The following is a 21464-nucleotide window of genomic DNA, read 5'->3' as shown; positions in this document are numbered from 1 at the left end:
GCCGCCCCGCCCCGTCGACCGCGTCCGCTTCCGTCAGAGGCGGTGCGGCCCGTCGTAGTAGCCGCCGACCTCGCGGTGGTAGTCCGCGTCGTCGAGGTGCTTGTCCCGGTGGAACTCCGGAGCATCCTTGATCTGCTCCTTCGTCCGGTCCACGTAGATCTTCTGCTCGTCCGCATCGATCCGGCTGATCGTGCCCGCGGGCAGGAGGACCTCCTTGCCGAAGATCCAGGGACCGGTGTCGACCACGATGTACGCGGAACCGACCTCGTCGGAGTGCTTGTCGACCTTGCCGATGGAGCCGTCCGTGGCCTCGACCTTGTAGTCGGTCAGATCGGCGCCGGCCAGCCATCCGGACGTCTCGCGATAACCCCACACGTTTTCAGTCATGCGAACTACCCCTCCACATATGCGTGATGTGCGTAATGTGCTTGACCCAGGCGTTTTCCGGTCGTACCGGGAAACGCGTCCTGCCGAGAGAATTCCCGGCGGACGGGCGGACCGCCTGCCTACCAGCGGTACCAGCGGTGGCTGCCACCCTTCGGACGGGCGACGAAGCCCACCAGCCACAGGACCAGTACCGCGATGGCGACCCACCAGAGGATCTTCACCGCGAAACCGGCACCGAAAAGAATCAGGGCGAGCAGAAGAACGAGAAGCAGCGGAACCATGATTATCAACCTCCGAGGAGCCGATTGCCCCGGCATTCGGCACGCATTCCCGGAGAGTTGATCTGTTTTACATCGGCGCGAACGGGAATGCGCCTCCCTTTGCCCTCATCCTGTCAGGGGGTGGCATCCGGTCCGACGGCCCGCCGGTAGGCCACATGGCCGCCCAGCGCGCCGCTCAGCCCCACAGCGGTGAGGCCACCGACCGACCACAGCCTGCCCCGCATGGGGCGCCCCCGCAGGCGCGCCGTCAGGGATGCCGCGTAGCAGGCGACCGCAGCGACATTGGAGACTGCGTGGGCGAGACCGACCCGGGCCTGCTGGGGCGGCAGATCCGCCCAGTCGGCCCAGCCGGCCACGGCGGCGGGAGCTACACCGACCAGGCCGACGGCGGTCAAGGCGGCGGACGCGCGCCGCGTGCCCGGTAGGGCGTCCAGTACGGCGGCCGACAGCCAGCAGCCGATCGGAACCTGCACCAGCACCGGGTGCACGGGATGGCCCAGCGGCCTGCCGCGCAGCAGGTCACGTGCCGCGCCCAGGGGCAACGAGCGGATTCCCTCTTGGAGGGCCTTGATGGCGCCGTCCGCGGCCTCGGTCCGCTCCAGACGGTCCAGGGCGGCCAGCCACCAGCCGGCGGCCGTGTTCAGGGCCGAGGTGTGCCGGGTCGGGGCAGAGGTATCGAGATCGAGAGCATCGGTGTCCATACACCACGCCTACCCGGCATCGTCGCTGCCCTCCCACTCCGACCCCGGATGCGCTAGGCAGGGCCTCGACCCCCACCCCCTCGACGCGGAACCCCAGGTCACGGGGGCGGCGGGGACGGCGGGGACGGCAGCAGGCCGGTGGGGACGGTGCGGAGGCCAGGCGGGTATAGAGCAAAGGGCCCCGACCAGTCGGGGGGGGTGACTGGCCGGGGCGGGCCCCGTTCAGCCGGGGGGGGTGGCTGACCGGGGCGTACAGGATGGGTGCGCAAAGGGCGGTCGCCTCGCGGCGGCGCGCTCTGCGGGGCTTCAGCCGAACGATCTTCCCCGCAGGCCTGTGATCGGGCCCGGGGACACTGTCCCCTTCCCGCACCCACACCACCTCAACGGTCGGCACCATCCGGTTGTTCCCGCTCGTCCGCACCGATTTCTCGGGACGGGGGAGCCGGACATCCGGAGAGCGGAGAACGGAGAACGAGGAAAGGCAAGGAGCCGATACCCGGTCCTTGCCTCTTTCAACTTATAGCGCACAGGGGGGCTTGCGGCAAGGCCCCGGTCGTCCCGCAGAATCACCGACCGAAGCCCGGATCCGCGGGTCCGTTCCGGCTTCTGGACATCGGATGTCGCCGAGTTGAGGTTGCCTTGATTGATGTGATCGTTGCCGGCGGTGGGCCGACCGGGCTGATGCTGGCTGCCGAGCTGCGGCTCGCCGCGGTCCGGGTGGTCGTGCTGGAGAAGTTGACCGAGCCGACGCTGCAGTCCCGCGGGCAGGGCCTGCACACACGCAGCGTCGAGGTGATGGACCAGCGCGGCCTGCTGGAGAGGTTCCTCGCGGTCAGTGGGACGTTCCGGGTCGGCGGCCATTTCGGGGGGATCACGAAGCCGTGGCCGGAGGGGCTGGACACGGCCCACCCGTACGGCGTCGCCAGCCCGCAGCCCGTCACCGAGCGGCTGCTGAACGACCGCGCCCTCGAACTCGGCGCCGACCTCCGGCGCGGCTGCGAGCTGGTGCGGTTCAGCCAGGACGAGGAGGGGGTGGACGTCGAGCTGGCGGACGGTTCGCGGTTGCGTGCGCGCTACCTCGTCGGGTGCGACGGCGGCCGCAGTACGGTGCGCAAGCTGCTGGGCGTCGGCTTCCCCGGCGAACCCGCCACGGTCGAGACGCTGTTGGGCGAGATGGAGGTGGCCGCGGACCCCGCGGAGGTCGCCTCCGTCGTGGAGGACGTCCGGAGGACCGAGCTGCGGTTCGGGGTCGCTCCCGCCGAGGGAGGGGTGTGCCGGGTGGTCGTGCCCGCTGACGGGGTGGCCGAGGACCGTGCGGCCGCGCCGACCCTCGAGGACTTCAAGCGGCAGCTGCGGGCGTACGCGGGCACCGATTTCGGGGTGCACTCACCGCGCTGGCTGTCGCGGTTCGGCGACGCCACCCGGCAGGCCGAGCGCTACCGGGTGGGCCGGGTGCTGCTGGCCGGCGATGCCGCGCACATTCATCCGCCGACCGGTGGGCAGGGGCTCAATCTGGGCGTGCAGGACGCTTTCAACCTCGGTTGGAAGCTTGCCGCCGCCGTCAACGGTTGGGCGCCGGAAGGGCTGCTGGACACCTACCACGCGGAACGGCATCCGGTGGGCGCCTCCGTACTGGACAACACCCGGGCCCAGATCACTCTGCTGGGATCCGATCCGGGTGCCACGGCACTGCGTGGGCTGTTCTCGAAGCTGATGGACTTCGATGAAGTGAACCGGTACGTGACCGGGATGATCACCGCCGTCGATGTCCGTTACGACCTCGGCGGACCCGAGCCGGTCGGCCGCCGGATGCGGGACGTGGAACTGAAGCAGGGGCGGCTCTACGCGCTGATGCGCGAAGGCCGCGGGTTGCTCCTCGACCGGACCGGTGCTCTGTCGGTCGCGGGCTGGACCGACCGGGTGGACCACGTCGTCGACGTCCGCGACACCTTCGGCGCCGGCAGCGGTGGCGGTAGCGGTACCGGTGACGCCGCCGGCACCACCGGAGCGCAACCGTACGCGGACGGGGATGCACCCGCGGTCCTGTTGCGCCCGGACGGCCACATCGCCTGGGTGGGCAAGGACCAGCAGGATCTGCTGACCCACCTGCCGAGGTGGTTCGGCGCCCCGACCGGCTGAGGGTTGCGCGTCGCGCCGTCACCCCTTCGGGGGACGGCTCGGCGCCAGGTGCGGGAGCACAGGACGGAGGCGGCCGCCGTCCGGAGCGGCGACCGTCCCTCCGTACTCGTCCCCGTAGGGATGGTGCGAGTCGACGGGCGTGCCACCGGCGCCGCGTCCACATACGCCCCTGGGGCCTTGGGGACGGCTGCAGGGGACGCTCGGGATCGCCGGCGAGTTCGAAGTATCAGCCTTCGGCGGGCGGTCCGACCGTCACCAGGTCGTGCTGCCCGGGGAGCCGTCCGTCGGTCTGCTGCAGGACGCCGAGCCGGAGGCCGTCGACCTGGAAGCGTTCCGCGGCGGCCAGGTCCAGGGCGGTCCTGGCCATGCGGACGGCGCCGTCGGCCCGATCACGTCGAGGCTTGCAGAGCCGCGCGCCACACGGGGCTGTCCACGTAGTGGTTGTCGAAGCGCTCCGCGGACTCGGCGATCTCCTTGGCGTCCGCCTCGCCCCGCATCACGCGGCTCAGCAGACGCAGGTAATCGAACCGGCCCATGCCCGGGGTGAACACGAACAGGACGTCGGCGGTGGCGCCCGGGGCTGCGGCAAAGGCGTGCGGGGTGTGCGGCGGAACCGCGAGGAAGTCCCCCTCGTTCAGGACGGTGATCTCCTCGCCCACCAGCACCTGCAGGGATCCGCTGATCACGAAGAACAGCTCCGTCGCCTTGGTGTGGAAGTGGGCCGGCGCGCCCACCGCACCCTCGGCGAAGGTTGACCGGTAGCTGGTGAAACCGCCGGCAGCGGCGCCCACCGGCTCCCCCAGCAGTCTCATCACGCTGCTCGGATCGGCGCAGGTCTCCGCCTCCTCATATCGGGTCAGCAATGCGGCAGGGGCATCGGGGTCGTGCTGTCGCTCTCACTCATGATCATGAATTTACCTCGTCGTCCGCCTTTGCCCCAGGCCACTTCGCCACCGTGACCACGGGCCAATCCCCTGGTTCGGCGAGCAGGCGCGGGCCCCCCGACAGCCCGGCGCAGGACAGGCCGCAGGCCGGGGAGCCGATGCGCGGGCTGGCACGGAGGAAGCCCGGACCGGCGCACGCGCCTTGCCGCCTCAGCCGGCCCAGCGGCCCGTCATGAAGGCGAGGGCGAAAAGGGTGGTCAGTGGGGCGGCGACGCAGAGGTAGGCCGTTTTGACGCGGGGTCTGCGCAGGCTCCAGGCGGCAAGGGCCGTCCACAGGGGCCACCACAGGACGGACGCGCGGGGGATGGACGTGTACCAGTAGGACGTGCCGAGGGCCCACAGGCTGAGGCCGAGGTAGGCGGCCTCGGGCCAGCGGCGCCTACGGACCAGCAGGCCGAGCAGGAACACCCCTGCGAGCATGGCGAGCAGTTCGGCCTGGAACATGAAGGCGTACCCGCTGGCCTGGGAGGAGGCGAAGGCTCCCTCCCAGGTGTTGGCCCATGCCTCCCACGGCGGGTGGAAGGAGCGGTACCAGCCGCGTTCCTGCGCGTGCTGCCAGGCTCTCCAGTCACCTGTGTGCGTCTGGAGGTACCAGCTGTACAGCACGGCCGGCACGGCGGGCAGCACCAGCCAGGGCAGCGACCGCCAGTGCCGACGGGTCCGCCCGGTCAGCACGAAGTGCACGGCCAGCGCGGCGGCGAGGAAGAGCCCGCTGATGCGTACGGTCGTTGCCGCAGCCGCCAAGGCGGCAGCGAGAGGCCAGTTGCCCCGCTGGGCGGCAAGCCAGGCGGGCAGGGCCAGGGCGAGGAAGAGCGCCTCCGTGTAGCCGACGGCCAGGAAGAACGCGCACGGCGACAACAGGAAGAACTGGACGGCTCGTCGGCCGCCCTCGGTACCGGGCAGGTGCAGTGCGGCGATCCGGGCCAGGGACACGACGGCCACGGCGCCCGCGACGAAAGAGATCAGCAGACCGGCCGCCGTCCAGTCCGGGACGACCGTGTGGATGGCACGCAGCAGGAGCGGGAAGCCCGGGAAGAAGGCCTCGCGGTTGTCCCAACCGCTGTGCCAGGGTCCGGCCTGACCGGGGAAGTATCCGTCGCGCGCTATGCCCAGGAAGTGGACCCAGTCCCAGTGTTGGAACGGTGCGAGGACGGGGCCCGGGGCGTGGTCGCCCCCGCGGGAGGGAAACAGCCACCGGGCGCAGTAGGCCGTGGTCCAGATGCCCGTCCGGGTCAGCAGGTACAGCCACAACACCTCGCGGTCGAGGGGGCGTAGCCGGCGGACGAGGCGCCGTGGGAAGGCTTCGGCCGGGCGCCGCGTGCCGAGCCTTCCCGCGGTGGGGGTGGACGGGGAGAGTCGCGCCGGCACCGGATGACGACGGTGCGGCGCGGGGGCGGCCTTGTCGCGCAGGCTTGGCGGCACGAGCGACACAAGGGCTCCTGGGGGTGGACGAGGGCGTGCGGGACCGCCCCATGGCGGTCGTCGCCCACCGGCTGTTGGTGGTGCGGCACGGCGTGGGGTCGGGCGGCGGGGGGGTAGGCCGCGCGGAAATGGGTGGGTCATGCGGGGCACACGATGTGCGAGGAGGAGGCGTGGTCAGAGGAGGGTGAACAGTGGACGGTGGGCGGAGAGGTAGAGGCCCGGGGGGACAGACTGGTCACCCCGCGACTCTCCCCCGACCTACCCGCCGGAGGTGGTGGCCGTGCTCGTCCTACTGCTCCCTGGGAAGGGGAGATTCGTGGACGGGGGCGCCGAGGTGCCGGCGGTCGGCGGTTGTGTACCCGTCCGAGCGGGTGTGGTGGTGGACGGTAGCGGCGCCGTCGAGACGGAGCTCGAACCCGGCGACGGGGGTTGGGCCGTGGGAGCGGGCGGCGGAGGCGGCGTCGTGGGGACGGGCCATGGACGGGCGGGCGAAGGGGTGGTTGCCGGGACCGTGTCCGGCGCGGTGCCCGGCAGCAGCGCGGACGCGGCTGCGCCGCCTCCGACCAGGACGAGGCACGCGGCGACCACGGCCAGGGTGACGTGCCGCCGGTGCGCCTGCCGACCTCGTTCGACGATCCGGGCGACCGGTGCGGTGGCCGCGTGCCGGCGCCCCGATTCGGCGGCTTGCTGGAACAGGGACCGCAACGGGTCCTGGGGCTCAGGCACCGGGGGCCTCCTCACTGCGCGGGTCCTGAAGGCGGGGGGCGAGCGCGGCCCGACCGCGGCTCAGGTGGGTCTTGACGGTACTGGCGGACACACCGGTCTCCTCGGCGATCTGCTCGACGGTGAGGTCGCAGACGTAGTGCAGCGTCATCGTGCGGCGCTGCTGACCCGGCAGTTCACGCAGTGCTTCGACGAGCGCCACCTGCTCCGGCCCGGGACCCTGGACGTCCGGCGGTGCACCCGTGCGCTTCCACGCGTCCAGAGACCGACGCCGGAACCGCCAGCGGCTCACCGCCAGTCGCCACGCGACCGTACGGATCCACGCCTCGGGCCGTCCCTCGCGGTCGAGCTGGTGCCGTCGGCTCCAGCCCTTGACGAAGGCCTCCTGGACGACGTCCTGCGCCTCGTGCAGGTCGCCGAGCATCACATACAACTGACCTGTGAGCCGTGCGGCTGCCTGTGCGTAGAACTCTTCGAACTCCTCGACGGTCAACTACCACTCCCGGATCTCTCGCTACACCTGGCATACGCCTGGCGCACCGCATCCGGTCGACACCGGATGGAAGGAACCAGCGTGAGGAGCCTCACGGAACCATCCGACGCGGACACGCGTCCGCCCTCTGTCAAACCAGCCCCACGGCCCAGCCCGCGCCAGCCCGCTCCTGGCGGCGAGAACACGGGCCAGTCGGACCAAGCATTAACGCATGCACAAATCAGTGGTCTGTAGCCCCGGCGGCACGGATCATCCGGTCCATGACCTCAGAGACCGACCAGCCCCGGCCCGCCCTCTCCTCTCCCTTCGCGCGACCTCCGGTGACCCCTCAGCCCATCAGTGCAGCAGCGGCCGGCACCTGGCAACTCGGTGACCTGCCGGTCAACCGGATCGGATTCGGTGCCATGCGCCTGCCGCAGAGCGGCGAGGCACTCACCGAGGCCGCCGTCCCCCGCAACCGCGACCAGGCCATCACCGTCTTGCGCCGGGCGTTGGAGCTCGGCGTGAACCACATCGACACCGCCGCGTTCTACTTCTCGCCCCTGCGCTCGGCCAACGAGCTGATCAACCGAGCCCTGGCTCCGTACCCGGACGACCTCGTCCTCACGACCAAGGTCGGACCGGGCCGGGACCCGTCGGGCGCCTGGCTGCCGCATGCCCGACCCGAGCAACTGCGCGGTCAGGTCGAGGAGAATCTGCGCCAGCTCGGCCGGGACCACCTCGACGTGGTAAACCTCCGTATCGTCGGCTCCGATCCGATCGCCGACCGTTTCGGGGCGCTGGCCGAACTCCGCCAGGCCGGCCTCATCCGCCACCTGGGCCTGTCGAACATCGAGCCCCACCACTTGGCCGAGGCCCAGGCCATCGCGCCGGTGGTGTGCGTACAGAACATGTACGGGATCGGCGTGCGGCCTGATGACGACCCCTTCGTACGCAGCTGCGGCGAACAGGGCATCGCTTTCGTTCCCTTCTACTCCATTGCCGGTACCGGACGTCAGGCAGGCGCGTTGGGCGGCGACAGCCCGGTCGTCCTGTCCGTCGCGCGGGCGCACGGGGCGAGCGCTGCCCAGGTCAGGCTCGCCTGGACCCTGCAACGGGGGCCACACGTGCTCGCCATCCCCGGTACCGGGGACCCGGATCATCTGACGGCCAATGTGGCTGCCGGCACCCTGCGTCTCTCCGCAGATGAACTGGCCCTCCTGGACACCTTCCATCAGGACGGAACATGAGAGTCACCCACCGGCCCAGCCCCCCTTGGTCATACAGATCATCTGCATGCGGGAGATACCGGGGGCGCCGCATGGGGGTGCCACCGGATGATCAGTCGTGCACTGCTCTCCGACGTCACGCAGCGTTCGGGTGATACGAGGTAGTCAGCACGCCGCCGGCTACCGGAGGAGCTCGAGCGAACAGTCGTCCGCGACCAGTCGGGCAAGATCGTGCCCGGTGGCTCGGCAGCTCGGCAGCTCGGCAGGCAGCCGGTGTCGGAGCTGGATGCGGCAGCGATCCGCACCGGTGGTCGAAGGTGCCTCGGTTTCGTCGGCGGTCCCCGTGCCGCTGTTTTCGTTGCCCATGGCAGGCGTTCGGGACCTACGGCTCGACGTCCACTCCCCCGGCTGCCGCCCCTTGAGCACGGGTCGGGCGGCGCTCGTAGAGCTCTTTTGCCAGTTGCAGAACACTCCCCGCGAACATCAGGACACCCAAGGGGACATGTACGGAGGCTACATGGGCTATGCCCAGGACCACTTGGAGCGAGGCGAGGAGCAGGAAGCCTGTCGCATAGAGGATGGGACGGGCGGGGCCGCCGCCTGGTCTCCACACCAGGATCGTGGCGAGCAGATACAGCATCGCGGCGGCATACATCCCGCGCGCTCCGGCGCTGTGCAGTACCTCGCCGTACTGCGAGGACAGCAACAGACCTGCCGTGACTGCCTGAAAGAAGATGGCCGCGGTCTGCAGGGCGAGCGCGATCCGTACGAACGCCGACAACCGTGGGAGCGTCCACGACGTCGACAACTTGGCACTGTCCGGCTGAGCCGTGTGCAACATGGCGAGCTCCTCGATTCCGTTACGGGGCTTGCGCCCGATGTCTCTGCAGAGACGACGACGCAGCAACGGGAAATGTGAGACGGTGCCGCGGCCTCACAGATCGTCGAGGTGTCTCGTCGAACACGGTGAGGGCAGATCCGATCGAGGGAGCCGTGAAGACCATGACCGCACCACCCCAGCTCAGCACCGAAAAGGCGGACCGGGTCGACCCGGTCGACCCGAGTCTCAGCGTGATCATGAGCGAGCGGCGACAGCTGATCAATCTCGCCTACAGGCTGCTCGGTTCCCTGGCGGAGGCCGAGGACGCCGTGCAGGAGACCTACGCCCGCTGGTACGCCATGTCGCGTGAACAGCAGGACGCCATCGACTCACCGGGCGGCTGGCTGACGAGAGTTGCCAGTCGCATCTGTCTCGACGTGCTCGGCTCGGCCCGCGCACGGCGGGAGAGTTACGTGGGCGAATGGGTCCCGGAGCCGCTGCCCGACCGTACGGAATGGATGAGCGGGCAACCGGGCGACAGCACCGTCGATCCAGCCGACCGCGTCACTCTCGACGAATCGGTCGACATGGCCTTCCTCGTCGTCCTGGAGGCTATGACCCCAGCGGAGCGGGTCGCCTTCATATTGCATGACGTCTTCCGGTACCCCTTCACCGAAGTAGCCGCGATGGTGGGCCGTACGCCGGCTGCATGCCGGCAGCTGGCGACGTCGGCCCGCCGCCGTATCCGCGCGGCGCGGGCCCCCGCGGCCCCGAACATCCTGCAGGCCGGCATCGTCAGGGACTTCAAGGCGGCATGGGAGGCCAAGGACATCAGCGCCCTCATCGGTCTGCTCGACCCCGCTGCCACCATGACCGCCGACGGCGGCGGACGGGCCGGTGCGGCGCTGCGTCCGGTCGTGGGCGCAAAGCAGATCGCCCACTACATCGTGGAGATCAGCCGCAGGATGCCGGGCGGCCTGACGCTGCTGGAGCGGTCGGTCAACGGCCGGCCAGGCTTGGTGGCGCAGCATCGGGGGGTCACCGCGGCGGTGGCCGCCTTCGGTCTCGGCGGCGACCGGATCACGCACATCTGGGCGGTGCGCAATCCGGAAAAGCTCCGCCCGTGGTCCAGGGGCGACCACGACGCCGAACCGGAGTCCGACCAGTGAGCGCCGTGAGCGCGACCGCCGTCACCGCTCCGGGCAGTCGGCCGGGGCCGCGAAGGTCAAGGGTCGGCGTAGTCTTTTCTGCGTGCCGTCCTCCCGCCTGCGTCGTGTTGCCGTCCTCGTGCTCCATGGCGCAAAACCGCTCGATACCGGAATCCCCGCACAGGTTTTCAGCACCCGCGGGAGCATGCCGTACGAGGTGAGGGTGTGCGGGGCTGCGCCCGGACTCGTGACCGGCGGCGACGGACTGTCGTACTCGGTGGCGCACGGGCTCGATGCGCTGGCGTGGGCCGACCTCGTGTTCATCCCCGGCTACCGGCTGCCGGACCAGGAGGATCCCCCGGAGGCCGTGGTCGACGCGTTGGTTGCCGCCCACGCGCGGGGCGCGCGTCTGGCAGCCATCTCGACAGGTGCTTTCGCCCTCGCCGCCACGGGGCTGCTCGACGGCAAGCGCGCCACGACGCACTGGCACTACGCGCGGGAACTCGCGGCGAAGTTCCCTCTCGTCCGGGTCGACGAGAACGTCCTGTTCGTCGATGAGGGCAGTGTGTTGACATCGGCCGGCGCCGCCTCGGGCATCGACCTGTGTCTGCACATCCTGCGGGGTGACCTGGGGGTGGGCGCCTCGAACCACACGGCGCGGCGCCTGGTGGCAGCGCCGTACCGCAGCGGCGGTCAAGCGCAGTACGTGCCGCGCAGTGCGGAACCGCTCGGCGAACGGTTCGCCGCCACCCGGGAGTGGGCGTTGCACCGGCTCGGTGAGCCGCTCACCCTCGAGGTGCTGGCCCGGCGGGCGGCGGTGTCACCGCGTACCTTCTCGCGACGGTTCGTCGAGGACACCGGGTACACGCCCATGCAGTGGGTCATGCGTGCGCGGATCGATCTGGCGCGGGAGCTGCTGGAACGGTCGGAGCGAAGTGTGGAGCAGATCGCTGCTGATGCGGGGCTCGGTACCGCCTCGAATCTGCGGCTGCACTTCCAGCGCGTCCTCGGAACCACACCGACCGAGTACAGGCGCACCTTCGCCTCCGGGCCATAGGCGGGCTGCGGCTGGAGCAAGGCCATCGGGTGGGGCCGGGTCCTGGCAGTGCCGACAGCAGCAGTGTGGCGCGATCCTTGCGAACCGTGGCAATCGCGCCGGTGGCAGGGGTGGACGCAGCGAGCGAACCTTGGGGGGAACGGAAGGGACACCGCACATGACTCGCATCGCCATCAACGGATTCGGCCGTATCGGCCGCAATGTGCTGCGCGCACTGCTGGAGCGCGACAGCGACCTCGAGGTCGTCGCCGTCAACGACCTCACCGATCCCGTCGCCTTGGCGCGCCTGCTCGCCTACGACACCACCTCCGGCCGGCTCGGCCGACCCGTGACCGTCGAGGGGAACGTCCTCGTCGTCGACGGCCGCCGTATCACGGTGCTCGCCGAGCGGGAACCGGCTCAGCTGCCGTGGGGCGAACTGGGTGTCGACATCGTCCTGGAGTCGACGGGCCGCTTCACTTCGGCGAAGGCCGCCCGCGCCCACCTCGACGCGGGTGCGAAGAAGGTCCTTGTCAGTGCGCCCTCGGATGGTGCGGACGTGACCCTCGCGTTCGGCGTCAACACCGACGCCTACGACCCGGCCGTGCACACGGTCGTCTCGAACGCGTCTTGCACGACCAATGCTTTGGCACCCCTGGCCGCGGTCCTTGACGAGCTGGCCGGCATCGAGCACGGCTTCATGACGACGGTGCACGCCTACACGCAGGAGCAGAACCTGCAGGACGGCCCGCACCGCGACCCGCGGCGTGCCCGCGCCGCCGCCGTCAACATTGTGCCGACGACGACCGGTGCGGCCAAGGCCATCGGCGCCGTACTGCCGAACCTCGCGGGCAAGCTGTCGGGGGACTCGATCCGCGTACCGGTCCCGGTCGGATCGATTGTCGAGCTCAACACGACCGTGGCACGCGATGTGACGCGTGACGAGGTGCTGGCGGCGTACCGCACCGCGGCGGAGGGGCCGCTCGCCGGCATCCTCGAGTACTCGGAGGACCCGCTCGTATCGGCCGACATCACCGGCAACCCGGCGTCCTCGATTTTCGACTCGGAGCTCACCCGGGTGGAAGGCCGCCACATCAAGGTGGTCGCCTGGTACGACAACGAGTGGGGCTTCTCCCACCGAGTGATCGACACGCTCGAACTGCTTGCCTCTTCCTGAGCGGGTGCGCCCTGCTTCGGCAGGCCGCCACCAGCTGCGGACGCAGCCGTCCTCCCGGCGGCTGCGTCCGCATTCCGGCACCGCGACGACGGCGCCTGGTCCCGGCCTGCCCCGGCCGGCATCCGGTCCCGGCCTGCCCCGGCCGGCATCCGGTCCCGGCCTGCCCCGGCCGGCATCCGGTCCTGGCCCGCCCCGGCCGCGCCTGATCCCAGCCTGCACCGGCGGCGCCTCCGCCCGGCCTTCCCCCGTGGCGCCTCCGCCCGGCCTTCCCCCGTGGCGCCTCGTCCTGGCCTGCGCCAGCGGCCTCCGTCTGGCCTGCCCCGGCAGCGCCTCATCCTGGCCTGACCCAGCGGCCACCCGGTCCCGGCCTGCCCGGCGGGCATCTGGTCTTGGCTTGCCCCGGCGGCGCCTCCGCCCGGCCTGCCCCAGCGGCCACCTGGTCTTGGCCTGCCTCGGCGGCGCCTGGTTCTGGCCTGCACCGGCGGCCTCCGCCTCGCCGGCCCCGGCTTGGCCCAACCTGGCGGCCACCTGGTCCCGGCCTGCGCCGCCGGGCATCTAGTCCTGGCCTGCCCCGCCAGCGCCTCGCCTGGCCCGCATCGGCGGCGCCTGGTCCCGGCCTAGGCCGGTGGCGCCTGCCTCGGCGGCGCCTGGTTCGGCCTGCGCCGGTCGGTAGTGCCGCCCCGCCGGGTGCGCGGTAGTCCGCCGGTGGCGGTGCGGCGGTCAGGGCGCGGCCGTGAGGGCTGCGGCCTCCCAGGCGAACCCGTCCGGGTCGGCGAAGGGCTCTGCCGCGCCTGTGAGCATGATCCGGTGCGATCCGGTGCCGTCGACGGGGACGCCGACGTCCTTGGCCAGGGCTCTGCGCCCGTACAGCGCCAGCTTGACGGGGCCCGACCCGGCGGCGAACTCGACGTACTTGCGGCCGAAGCTCTTCGCCACGGCCAGGCCCTGTGCCACGTAGAACTGCTTGCTCTCGGCCACGTCCGCGGCGCCGAGCAGGAGCACCATCTCGTCGATCTCGCGGGTGGCCGGGCCGGTGTCCTTCCTCGCCGAGGTGGCGACCTTCCAGATGGTCCCGTCGGGGGCCCTTACGACGCCGCCGTAGCCCCAGAAGGATTTGGCGGCCGGCTTCAGGCTGTGGCGCCGGCGTCCAGTGCGGCGTCGATGAAGTGCCTTACCGTGCCCGGCTGGGAGACCGTGAGGGCCAGCGCGAACCCGCGGAAGCCGGTCGTGGGGGTGTCCGAGGCCTTCAAGGACACCCGGGTGTCCAGACCGAAGGCGGTGTAGAAGCGGTGGGCGGCCGGGAGGTCGGCCACCTCGAGGGTGACGGATGCGAAGGAGGTCATGTCGTAGACGCTAGGCGCGCCCGTGCTGGTGGAGCTTCTCGATTCCTGACCGATCGCCGTTCACCCCGCCGGGACGGGCACCGTCAGTCCTTCAGCACCAGGACCACCGCTGCCAGGACGCCGGCCAGGAGGAGGGCCAGGACGCCGTGGGACAGGCGGTGGTGGCGCAGCACCGGCAGAAAGCGGTCCAGGGCGAAGCGGCCCGGCCCCGTGAGGGCGAGGGTGGCGGCCGCGGCGGCGATCAGTGCCTCGAACTCGACGCCCTGCATGCCCAGCACGGCTCCGGTCCACTTGACGGCGATGGCGTTGATCATGATGCCGAAGACGGCGGCGGCCGCCAGGGGGGTGAGCAGGCCGACGATCAGGCCCAGGCCGCCCAGCGTCTCGGTCAGGCCCGCGATCGCCGCCATGGTCTCGCCTGCCGGGTAACCGGCTTTACTGAAGAACATCCCCGTGCCCTTGAGGCCGGGTCCGTCGAACCACCGGAACAGCTTCTGGGTGCCGTGGACGACCATGATCGCACCGAGGACGATGCGGAGTACGGGCAGGCCAACGTCGAAGGGGGTGGTGTCGGCGGTGGTCGTGCGCGGGGAGTAGGAGGGGTATCGGGTCGCGGTCACAGTGCGGCTTCCTGTCTGGGCGGGCCAGGGAGGGGACTCTCCGGTGGCGGCGGTCAGCCCAGAGTGACGAAAGATGGGGCGAAATGCCCGGTATGTACATGCGCGATTCGGCTGCAGGGGGCAGCGAGCGGACGAGCCCGATGACCCGCACAGGCTACGGGCGTACCCCCAGGACGTCGTCCAGGGGGACGAAGTCCGAGTCGTCCTGGCCGGAGTTGGCGAAGGCGTCCACGGCGGAGGCGGCCGCCAGCCGGACCTGCCAGTTCCGCACGACGTCGTACAGCGGTGTCAGGACGTAACTGGCCCGGGAGTCCTCCAGCGCCTTGCCCCAGTCCCTCTCGAAGGCGGGCAGCCAGGTGTCGGCGCGGCGGTCGGCACGGATGCGGTCAAGCAGCCGGGCCGCGGCGGCCGGGGCCGGCGCGGGCGGCGGCGCGGCCGCATCGTCGGGCTCAGCACTCATGGCGTCCTCCCAAGGGTCCTGGCGACACGCTAGCGGCGCCACGGCCTCCAGTGGCCCGGTTCGGCCGGACCCGTGCCGTCCCCGCCCCAGGGTGCCGCCCCCCTGATCCCCTGGACCCCCGGAGCCTCCACAAGCCCCGGATGCCCCGGATGCCCCGGCCGTGCCGGGTGCCCGCCGCGTCCCTGGCGCCCTCGGCCGCCCGAACGCCCGCAGCTTGGCGAGCAGCGTGCGCGGCGCCCGGCCCCTCCTCAGTCCCCCGGCATGTCCGCGGCGCACGCAATGGCCGCAGTGCGCGCCGTGCCCGCTGTCTGCGGTCGCGCCCCCAGCCCGGCACCACAACGACCGCCGCCGCCGCGGTCTCGGTCGGCTTCCGACGCCGGTCCCGCTGCTGATCGTCCACTCTCCCGCAGACGCCGCCCGCAGGCAGGGCGCGGGCGTGACCCCAGGGGTCGCGGACGGGCTCGGAGTGCCACCGGCCACCGGCTACCCGCCCCCCGGCAGGACACGACGAGGCGCGCTTCGGCCCTGTTGGGGTGGGCGTAGCGGACCACGACGGCACTCGGCTCTCCTCGGTGCGGCACGTGCCGCTGCTCGGCGTCCGGCTCGCCTCTCCCCCGTGATCTCCTTCGGCGGCGTCACCAGTACGGGGACTTCGGCACGCGCCCCGCTCGGCCGGCTGGTGCACCACGAGCCGTGGCATGCCGGAACCCCCCGCCCGCCCGGACCCCTCAGGCCCCGGCCCCGGCCCCCGGCCCCGGGATCTCGACCCGTAGGCTCGCCCGACCCGGCCCGCCGCGGCTCCTCCGCGTCAGTCCCGCTCCGGCCCCCCGTCCGGCGGGGTCGCGGTGTGGTCGGGGTGGCTGTGGGTGCGCCGGCGCTCCTTCAGCAAGGCCTCGTAGAGGTGGTCACGTCCCTCCGCCAGGTTCTCCAGGACCTCGCGCTCCAATTCGGCGAAGGGGCGGTAGTAGGTGGAGTCGTAGGACTCGATGATCTGGAAGGTCCAGTGCCCGGGGATGACGTTGCGGCCGACGATCTCGCGTTGGAGCCGGTCCGCGTACGCGTCGTGGCCGGCCTCGCGCAGCAGGCGTACGGCGTCGTCCAGCTCGAAATCGGCGGTGCCGGTCAGCTGGTGGAACCCGTACAGGTGTCCACGCGCCCGCTCCGTCGTCTCCAGTGCCTTCGACAGGGCGCCCAGCGCCCGGACTGTCTCCTCGCTGACACCCTCCGGCGGCTGGTGCGCCCCGTCCCTCGCATCGTGGTCTGTCTGCTCACGCTCTGTCCGCATGGTCCCTCCCTGCCCGCCCGGAGGCACCGGCCGTGGCGTGATGGGCCAGGCGGCGCGGTATTTCGCCCGTTCCGGGGGCCCGGGGTGCGTTCCGGGGGCCCGGGGTGCGTTCCGGGCGCGCCGTCGTGAGGAGCCCGCGGGGCACCTGTGGGGTCACCGTTACCTTCCCTATGGGTGCCTTTGATGGAGGATGCATAGCTTTGCGAGGGTGTCGCGTTGGAGCGGCCGCACCTACCCGACTCTTGAAGCCGACCCGATGGGATTCCCTTCACCATGCGCACGCACCACACCACCCTGCGTTCGAGCCTGGTCGTCGTGACGGCAACGGCGGCGCTGTCCCTGGGCGTCGCCTCCGGCGCCTTCGCAGCCCCCGGCGGCCGGACCGCTCCCGCCGTCACCGCCAGTGCCACCGCCGGCGCCGCGGCGACGGCCCCCGCCCCGCGCGTCTTCGTGAAGACCGTCGAGCTGGCCGCGCCCGGTCACACTGCACGGCTGTACAGGACCTCCCCGTACGCCTACCAGGCCGAGGTCTTCTTCCACGGCAGGAAGACCGCCGCCATCGCCGCGAAGGACGACAGCTCCACGGCGACGAACCTGAACGGCCTGACCGTCCAGCTGACCTCCCAGGGCCGGCTCTCCTCCTGGATCGAGCGGGCCCAGCCCCGGCCGGTACCGCGGCCGGCGGACCAGCGGGTGCTGGTGCGCACCGAGGTCCTGCCCGACGGCTGCACCGCGCGGATCTACCGGCTGGGCGCCACCCACTACCAGGCCGACCTCCACGGCACCACCGAGCTCGGCACCCTCGACGCCGACGGGCGCCCCACGGCCGCCGAGAACAACGGCCTGCACCTCGTCCTGCGTCCGGACGGCACCCTGGCCTCCTGGTGGGACGGCGTCCCGGCCCCCGCCCGCGGCGCCGACGCCCCCGCACCGGACGCGAGCGGCCTGCGCCGGCTCGCGTGAGGGCCGCTCCCCGGCCCCGAACCGCCCGTCCGCGGCAGGGACCGGCCGCAGCGGGCGCATGAATCCCGCGAGGTGAAGCATGTGCGGGAGATGGAATGCGTGGTGTACACGAAGGAGCGGGCACAGTCGGACACGGTCGACTGCGATCTTGAGGACGAAGCCTGCCAGCTGGTCCTGAAGCGGCTGCGGGGACTGGACGAGGGCGAGTTCGGCTGGGTCCGCCTGGTCGATCCGTCCGAGGAGGAGCTCGTACAGCTGGCCGACGACCTGGGCCTGCATCCGCTGGCGGTGGAGGATGCGGTGCAGGCGCACCAGCGTCCGAAGCGGGAGCGGTTCGGCGACGTGCTGGCGGTCGCGCTGAAGACCCTCTGGTACGTCGAGGAGGACACGGCGGTCGAGACGGGCGAGATGATGCTCTTCGTCGGCCCCCACTACGTGCTGACCGTGCGGCACGGGACGGTCGACCCCTGCGCCGAGGCGGCGCGCCGGCTGGCGGCCGACCCGTCCATGCTCCGTTTCGGCCCCTGGGCCGTGCTGCACGCGGTCCTGGACGTGGTCGTCGATGCCTACAGCGAGGCCGCCGGGAAGGTGCGCGCGGCGCTGAACCGGCTGGAGGACGAGGTCTTCTCCTCCTCCCGCGTCGACCACACCGAGAACATCTACTCCCTCAAGCGCGAGGTGCGGGAGTTCCGTGACGCGGTGCAGCCCCTGGTCCCGGTCCTGCACGGGCTGCTGAACGGGCTGGACGAGGAGGACGGACCCTCGGCGAAGGCGCTGCCGTACTTCCGTGACGTGGCCGATCAGCTGCACCGCACGGACATCGAGGTGCGCACCTTGGACGAGCTGCTGAACTCGGTCCTCGACGCTCAGCAGGCGCGGGTGGGCACCTGGCAGAACGACGACATGCGGCGCATCTCGGCGTGGGCGGCGATCTTCGCCATCCCGACCATGGTCGCCGGCGTCTACGGGATGAACTTCGAGCACATGCCGGAACTCGGCTGGACCTTCGGCTACCCCCTCGCCGTGGGTCTGATGGCGGTGGCTTCGGGAGCGCTCTACCGGGCCTTTCGCCGCAACGGCTGGCTGTGAAGGGCGGGGGGCGGCTCCGCTGCCCGCCCGGTCCATCAGGCGTATCGTCCGAGGTATGACTGACGGGTGTGGTGTGCGGCCGCGTCCCGCGCCTGCCCGGGCGGGGAGGCCCGGTGCCCCGCGGGGTTGAGCCGCCCGACGGGACCGGGCTGCTGGACGAGGTGCTGGCCGATACCGTGCGCCGTACCGGGGCCTCCGCGGGAGGTCTGTACCTGCTGGACGAGGCCTCGCACGTGCTGGGCCTCGCCGTGCTGTCCGGGGTGCCGGTGGAGGTGGTCTGGCCCTGGCGGCGGGTGCCGTTGAGCGCGTCGGTCCCCGTCAGCGACGCGGTCCGGGAGGACCGCCTGGTGTGGGTGGGGTCGCAGGACGCCCTGGCGCGCAGCTATCCACGTGCCGCGGCGAGCCTCCCCTACCGGTTCGCGGTGGCCGCGGCGCCCCTGCCGGGCGGGGGCCGCTGCCGGGGTGCGCTGCTGCTGCTGTGGCCCGCCAGCCATCCCGCCGAGGCCACGCCCCGCGAGCGGGGCCACATCAGCGCCGCGGCCCGGCGCATCGCCCGCTTCCTTGACGAAAGCGGTATCCCGCCCGCACTGCCGGAGCAGCCCCGGCTGGTCCCGGCCGCCGTAGCCGTCCGTGCGCACGGTTCGCACGGTCCCGAAGCGGCCGCGGACTATCTGGAGCGGCTGCCGGAGGGGGCGCTCGCTCTGGACCTGGAGGGGCGGATCACCTTCGTGAGCACCGCGGCGGCCGCGCTGCTCGGCGCGGACGCCGCGCGTCTGCTCGGCACGCGTCCCTGGCAGTCGCTGCCCTGGCTGGACGACGCGCACGTCGAGGACCACTACCGCACGGCCGTCATCAGCCGCGATCCGGTCGCTTTCACGGCGGTGCGCCCGCCCGACACCGGCCTGGGGTTCGAGCTGTACCCGGATGCCAGCGGGATCAGCGTGCGCATCGACCGGGCGGCGCCTTCCGGCGGTGTCGTGGGGTCCGTGCCGGACCGGGCGCCGCAGTCCGCCCGGGCGTTCTCCGCCGGAACGGCGCAGGCCGGGCGGCTGTACCAGTTGGTCCACCTGGCGGCCGCGCTGACCGAGACCGTCGCGGTCCGGGACGTCGTCGAACTGGTCGCCGACCAGATCCTGCCCGCGTTCGGCGCCGACGGGCTGGTGCTGTCCGCCGCCGATGCGGGCCGCTTGAAGATCACCGGTTTCCACGGCTACGACCAGCAGACCATCGACCGCCTGGACGGCCTGCCCCTGGACACCGACCTGACCCCTGCCGGGCAGGTGCTGGCCGAGGGCACGCCGTCGTTCTTCTCCAGTCCGCAGGAGATGGCCCGCCGCCATCCCCGCGCGCCCCTGATCAGCGGCAAGGCGGCGTGGGCCTTCCTCCCCCTGGTCGTCTCCGGGCGTCCCGTGGGGTGCTGCATCCTGTCGTACGACCGGCCCCGCGATTTCAGTGCCGACGAGCGGGCCGTCCTGACCTCGTTGGCAGGCCTGATCGCGCAGGCCCTGGACCGTGCCCGCCTCTACGACGCCACCCGCGACCTCGCGCACGGCCTCCAGCAAACCCTGCTGCCCCGCAGCCTGCCCGACCTGCCGGGACTGGAGACCGCCGCCCGCTATCTGCCTGCCAGCCACGGCCTGGAGATCGGCGGTGACTTCTACGACGTCATCCGTATCGACGCCGGCACCGTCGCGGCGGTCATCGGCGACGTCCAGGGCCACAACGTGTCCGCGGCCGCCCTCATGGGGCAGGTCCGCACGGCCATCCACGCGACCGCGGGGGCCCCGCCGGACCAGGTGCTCGCCCGTACCAACCGGGTCCTGGCCGACCTGGAGACCGACCTGCTCGTCTCCTGCCTCTACGCCCACATCGACCTGGGCTGTCGCAAGGTGGTCCTGGCCAGTGCGGGCCACCCGCCGCCCCTGCTGCACCTGGGGGACCGGCCGCCCGGCGTCGTGGTCCTCGATCCCGGCCCGCTGCTCGGGGCGGACACGGGAGCCGCCTATCCCCTGACCGTGCTGGACCTGCGTCCCGGGGCGACCCTCGCGCTCTACACCGACGGACTGGTCGAAACTCCCGGCGCAGACTCCGACCGGGTCGCCGCCGAGCTGGCCCTCGTCCTGGCCGAGCACGGCGGGCAGGACCTCGGTGAGGTGATGGACGCCCTGCTGCGACGCGCCCGGCCCACCGCCCATTACACCGACGACATCGCCATGCTGCTGCTGCGCATGGCGGACCGCCGGACGTGAGTCGGCACGGGAATCGGCACGGGTGCGGCGGCGCGTTCCCGATCACCCACGTTTCGAACGTCCGTCCGCGGCCAGACGCCTCCATGAAGGATGCGTTCGATCATCGGTTGCGTAGGGGCGTAGGGGAGCACATGGGGATGGCGAGGGTGTCGCATCTGCCCGGGCGGGCGGAGCACCACTGGATCTGGCAGGCGGAGGCCGCATGCCGCGGCGTGGGGTCGGAGCCCTTCTTCCCTCCCGAGGGCGAACGCGGCAAGGACCGGGAGGCGCGCGAGGAAGCCGCCAAGGCCGTGTGCGGGGCGTGCCCCGTGCGGGCCCGCTGCCTGGACCATGCCCTGCGGGTGTCGGAGCCGTACGGAGTCTGGGGCGGGCTGACGGAGAAGGAACGCCTGGCGGCTGCCGGTCACGGCGCCGTCGCGGCATAGCCGGGCCCTTGGCGCGGCATGGCCGGGCGATTTCGGGAAACGGGCTGAGTATGGGAATCCGACTGGGCAGCACGGTGGTCAACTGCGCCGACATCGAGGTCATGACCCGCTTCTGGTCCGAGGCTCTCGGACTGGTCCCGTCCTCGCTGGAGCCGGGGGACGAGTTCAGGCTGCTGCGCGGGGAGCACGTCGCCCTCTCGCTGCAGCGGGCGGCGACCCCCGTCACGGCACGCGACCAGATGCACCTGGACCTCTACACGGACGAGCAGGAGGCGCAGGTGGCGCGGCTCGTCCGGCTCGGCGCCCGGTGGGTGCGGCACGTCACGGACGATCCCGCCGACGACTACGTCGTCCTGGCCGACCCGGAGGACAACCTGTTCTGCGTGTGCGCCAAGCCGACGTCCCAGGTCGGCGGGGCCCGGCAGACCGGTTGAGCGGAGCGGTCGGGCGGAGCGCCCGCCGGTGAGGTGTGCCGTGGTGGTGAGGGGGGAAGGGGCGTGGGGTGCCGTTCCACGACGACGCCCTCGGCACGGACGCGCAAGGGCGTCCAC

General features: G+C 71.8%; 21 protein-coding genes and 1 pseudogene. 10 read left to right on the top strand and 12 right to left on the bottom strand.

Annotation, left to right across the window (positions count from 1 at the left end; genetic code table 11):
• Positions 1 to 33: 33 nt before the first annotated feature.
• The 3 genes from ACLJTM_RS10655 to ACLJTM_RS10645 all read right to left on the bottom strand — a co-directional run bounded on the left by ACLJTM_RS10655 (position 34) and on the right by ACLJTM_RS10645 (position 1369).
• Entirely contained in the window at positions 34 to 387 is a 354-nt protein-coding gene (locus ACLJTM_RS10655; protein ID WP_411103207.1) for a PRC-barrel domain-containing protein, read from the bottom strand.
• Between the two features lie 119 nt (positions 388 to 506).
• On the bottom strand, positions 507 to 668 hold the full coding sequence (locus ACLJTM_RS10650) for a hydrophobic protein (protein ID WP_411103206.1): 162 nt from the start codon (positions 666 to 668) through the stop codon (positions 507 to 509).
• Positions 669 to 781: 113 nt separating this feature from the next.
• The gene (locus tag ACLJTM_RS10645) at positions 782 to 1369 is read right to left on the bottom strand and encodes a DUF2231 domain-containing protein (RefSeq protein ID WP_411103205.1); all 588 of its coding nucleotides are present in this window, start codon (positions 1367 to 1369) and stop codon (positions 782 to 784) included.
• A 639-nt stretch (positions 1370 to 2008) separates the two neighbouring features.
• Here ACLJTM_RS10645 and ACLJTM_RS10640 point away from each other — a divergent pair.
• A complete protein-coding gene (locus tag ACLJTM_RS10640) occupies positions 2009 to 3508 on the top strand; it encodes an FAD-dependent monooxygenase (protein ID WP_411103204.1) in 1500 nt (499 codons plus the stop codon).
• Positions 3509 to 3734: 226 nt separating this feature from the next.
• On the opposite strand, the gene ACLJTM_RS10635 is transcribed toward ACLJTM_RS10640, so the two are convergent.
• From ACLJTM_RS10635 to ACLJTM_RS10620, 4 genes are all read right to left on the bottom strand, one after another.
• Positions 3735 to 3875, bottom strand: a complete 141-nt coding sequence (locus ACLJTM_RS10635; RefSeq protein ID WP_411103203.1) for a hypothetical protein — start codon at positions 3873 to 3875, stop codon at positions 3735 to 3737.
• Between the two features lie 22 nt (positions 3876 to 3897).
• A complete protein-coding gene (locus tag ACLJTM_RS10630; protein WP_411103303.1) occupies positions 3898 to 4320 on the bottom strand; it encodes a cupin domain-containing protein in 423 nt (140 codons plus the stop codon).
• Positions 4321 to 4602: 282 nt separating this feature from the next.
• On the bottom strand, positions 4603 to 5883 hold the full coding sequence (locus ACLJTM_RS10625) for a mannosyltransferase family protein (protein ID WP_411103202.1): 1281 nt from the start codon (positions 5881 to 5883) through the stop codon (positions 4603 to 4605).
• 709 nt (positions 5884 to 6592) lie between these two features.
• Positions 6593 to 7090, bottom strand: a complete 498-nt coding sequence (locus ACLJTM_RS10620) for a SigE family RNA polymerase sigma factor (RefSeq protein ID WP_411103201.1) — start codon at positions 7088 to 7090, stop codon at positions 6593 to 6595.
• A gap of 320 nt (positions 7091 to 7410) precedes the next feature.
• Between ACLJTM_RS10620 and ACLJTM_RS10615 the strand changes: the two genes are divergently transcribed.
• Positions 7411 to 8319 (top strand): oxidoreductase, encoded by a 909-nt coding sequence (locus ACLJTM_RS10615; protein WP_411103302.1) that lies wholly within the window; start codon positions 7411 to 7413, stop codon positions 8317 to 8319.
• 361 nt (positions 8320 to 8680) lie between these two features.
• Here the strand turns inward: ACLJTM_RS10615 and ACLJTM_RS10610 are convergent, their stop codons facing one another.
• Positions 8681 to 9139 (bottom strand): hypothetical protein, encoded by a 459-nt coding sequence (locus ACLJTM_RS10610; protein WP_411103200.1) that lies wholly within the window; start codon positions 9137 to 9139, stop codon positions 8681 to 8683.
• Between the two features lie 161 nt (positions 9140 to 9300).
• Here ACLJTM_RS10610 and sigJ point away from each other — a divergent pair, with 161 nt between their 5' ends.
• The 3 genes from sigJ (at position 9301) to gap (ending at position 12479) form a co-directional block, all read left to right on the top strand.
• Entirely contained in the window at positions 9301 to 10287 is a 987-nt protein-coding gene (gene sigJ, locus ACLJTM_RS10605; protein ID WP_411103199.1) for an RNA polymerase sigma factor SigJ, read from the top strand.
• Positions 10288 to 10369: 82 nt separating this feature from the next.
• The gene (locus tag ACLJTM_RS10600; RefSeq protein ID WP_411103198.1) at positions 10370 to 11323 is read left to right on the top strand and encodes a GlxA family transcriptional regulator; all 954 of its coding nucleotides are present in this window, start codon (positions 10370 to 10372) and stop codon (positions 11321 to 11323) included.
• Positions 11324 to 11480: 157 nt separating this feature from the next.
• The gene (gene gap / locus ACLJTM_RS10595; protein WP_411103197.1) at positions 11481 to 12479 is read left to right on the top strand and encodes a type I glyceraldehyde-3-phosphate dehydrogenase; all 999 of its coding nucleotides are present in this window, start codon (positions 11481 to 11483) and stop codon (positions 12477 to 12479) included.
• 720 nt (positions 12480 to 13199) lie between these two features.
• Here the strand turns inward: gap and ACLJTM_RS10590 are convergent.
• From ACLJTM_RS10590 to ACLJTM_RS10575, 4 genes and pseudogenes are all read right to left on the bottom strand, one after another.
• Positions 13200 to 13822: pseudogene (locus ACLJTM_RS10590) on the bottom strand (glyoxalase).
• Between the two features lie 83 nt (positions 13823 to 13905).
• Entirely contained in the window at positions 13906 to 14442 is a 537-nt protein-coding gene (locus ACLJTM_RS10585; protein ID WP_411103196.1) for a DoxX family protein, read from the bottom strand.
• Between the two features lie 154 nt (positions 14443 to 14596).
• On the bottom strand, positions 14597 to 14902 hold the full coding sequence (locus tag ACLJTM_RS10580) for a DUF6247 family protein (RefSeq protein WP_411103195.1): 306 nt from the start codon (positions 14900 to 14902) through the stop codon (positions 14597 to 14599).
• A gap of 808 nt (positions 14903 to 15710) precedes the next feature.
• Positions 15711 to 16187, bottom strand: coding sequence for a hypothetical protein (locus ACLJTM_RS10575; RefSeq protein WP_411103194.1), 477 nt, complete (start codon positions 16185 to 16187; stop codon positions 15711 to 15713).
• A 273-nt stretch (positions 16188 to 16460) separates the two neighbouring features.
• On the opposite strand from ACLJTM_RS10575, the gene ACLJTM_RS10570 reads away from it, so the two are divergent.
• The 5 genes from ACLJTM_RS10570 (at position 16461) to ACLJTM_RS10550 (ending at position 21347) form a co-directional block, all read left to right on the top strand.
• A complete protein-coding gene (locus ACLJTM_RS10570) occupies positions 16461 to 17150 on the top strand; it encodes a hypothetical protein (RefSeq protein ID WP_411103193.1) in 690 nt (229 codons plus the stop codon).
• A 90-nt stretch (positions 17151 to 17240) separates the two neighbouring features.
• Positions 17241 to 18239: a magnesium and cobalt transport protein CorA gene (locus ACLJTM_RS10565; RefSeq protein ID WP_411103301.1), complete on the top strand. Its 999-nt coding sequence runs from the start codon at positions 17241 to 17243 to the stop codon at positions 18237 to 18239.
• A gap of 113 nt (positions 18240 to 18352) precedes the next feature.
• A complete protein-coding gene (locus ACLJTM_RS10560) occupies positions 18353 to 20488 on the top strand; it encodes a PP2C family protein-serine/threonine phosphatase (protein WP_411103192.1) in 2136 nt (711 codons plus the stop codon).
• Between the two features lie 137 nt (positions 20489 to 20625).
• The gene (locus ACLJTM_RS10555) at positions 20626 to 20913 is read left to right on the top strand and encodes a WhiB family transcriptional regulator (protein ID WP_411103300.1); all 288 of its coding nucleotides are present in this window, start codon (positions 20626 to 20628) and stop codon (positions 20911 to 20913) included.
• A gap of 50 nt (positions 20914 to 20963) precedes the next feature.
• Entirely contained in the window at positions 20964 to 21347 is a 384-nt protein-coding gene (locus ACLJTM_RS10550; protein WP_411103191.1) for a VOC family protein, read from the top strand.
• The last annotated feature ends 117 nt before the right edge of the window (positions 21348 to 21464 follow it).

This window comes from Streptomyces sp. cmx-4-9, from assembly GCF_046548835.1.
In the GTDB taxonomy this organism is placed as follows: domain Bacteria; phylum Actinomycetota; class Actinomycetes; order Streptomycetales; family Streptomycetaceae; genus Streptomyces.
The sequence above is the reverse complement of the archived record's forward strand: the minus strand, read 5'-3'. Positions and strand labels throughout refer to the sequence as shown.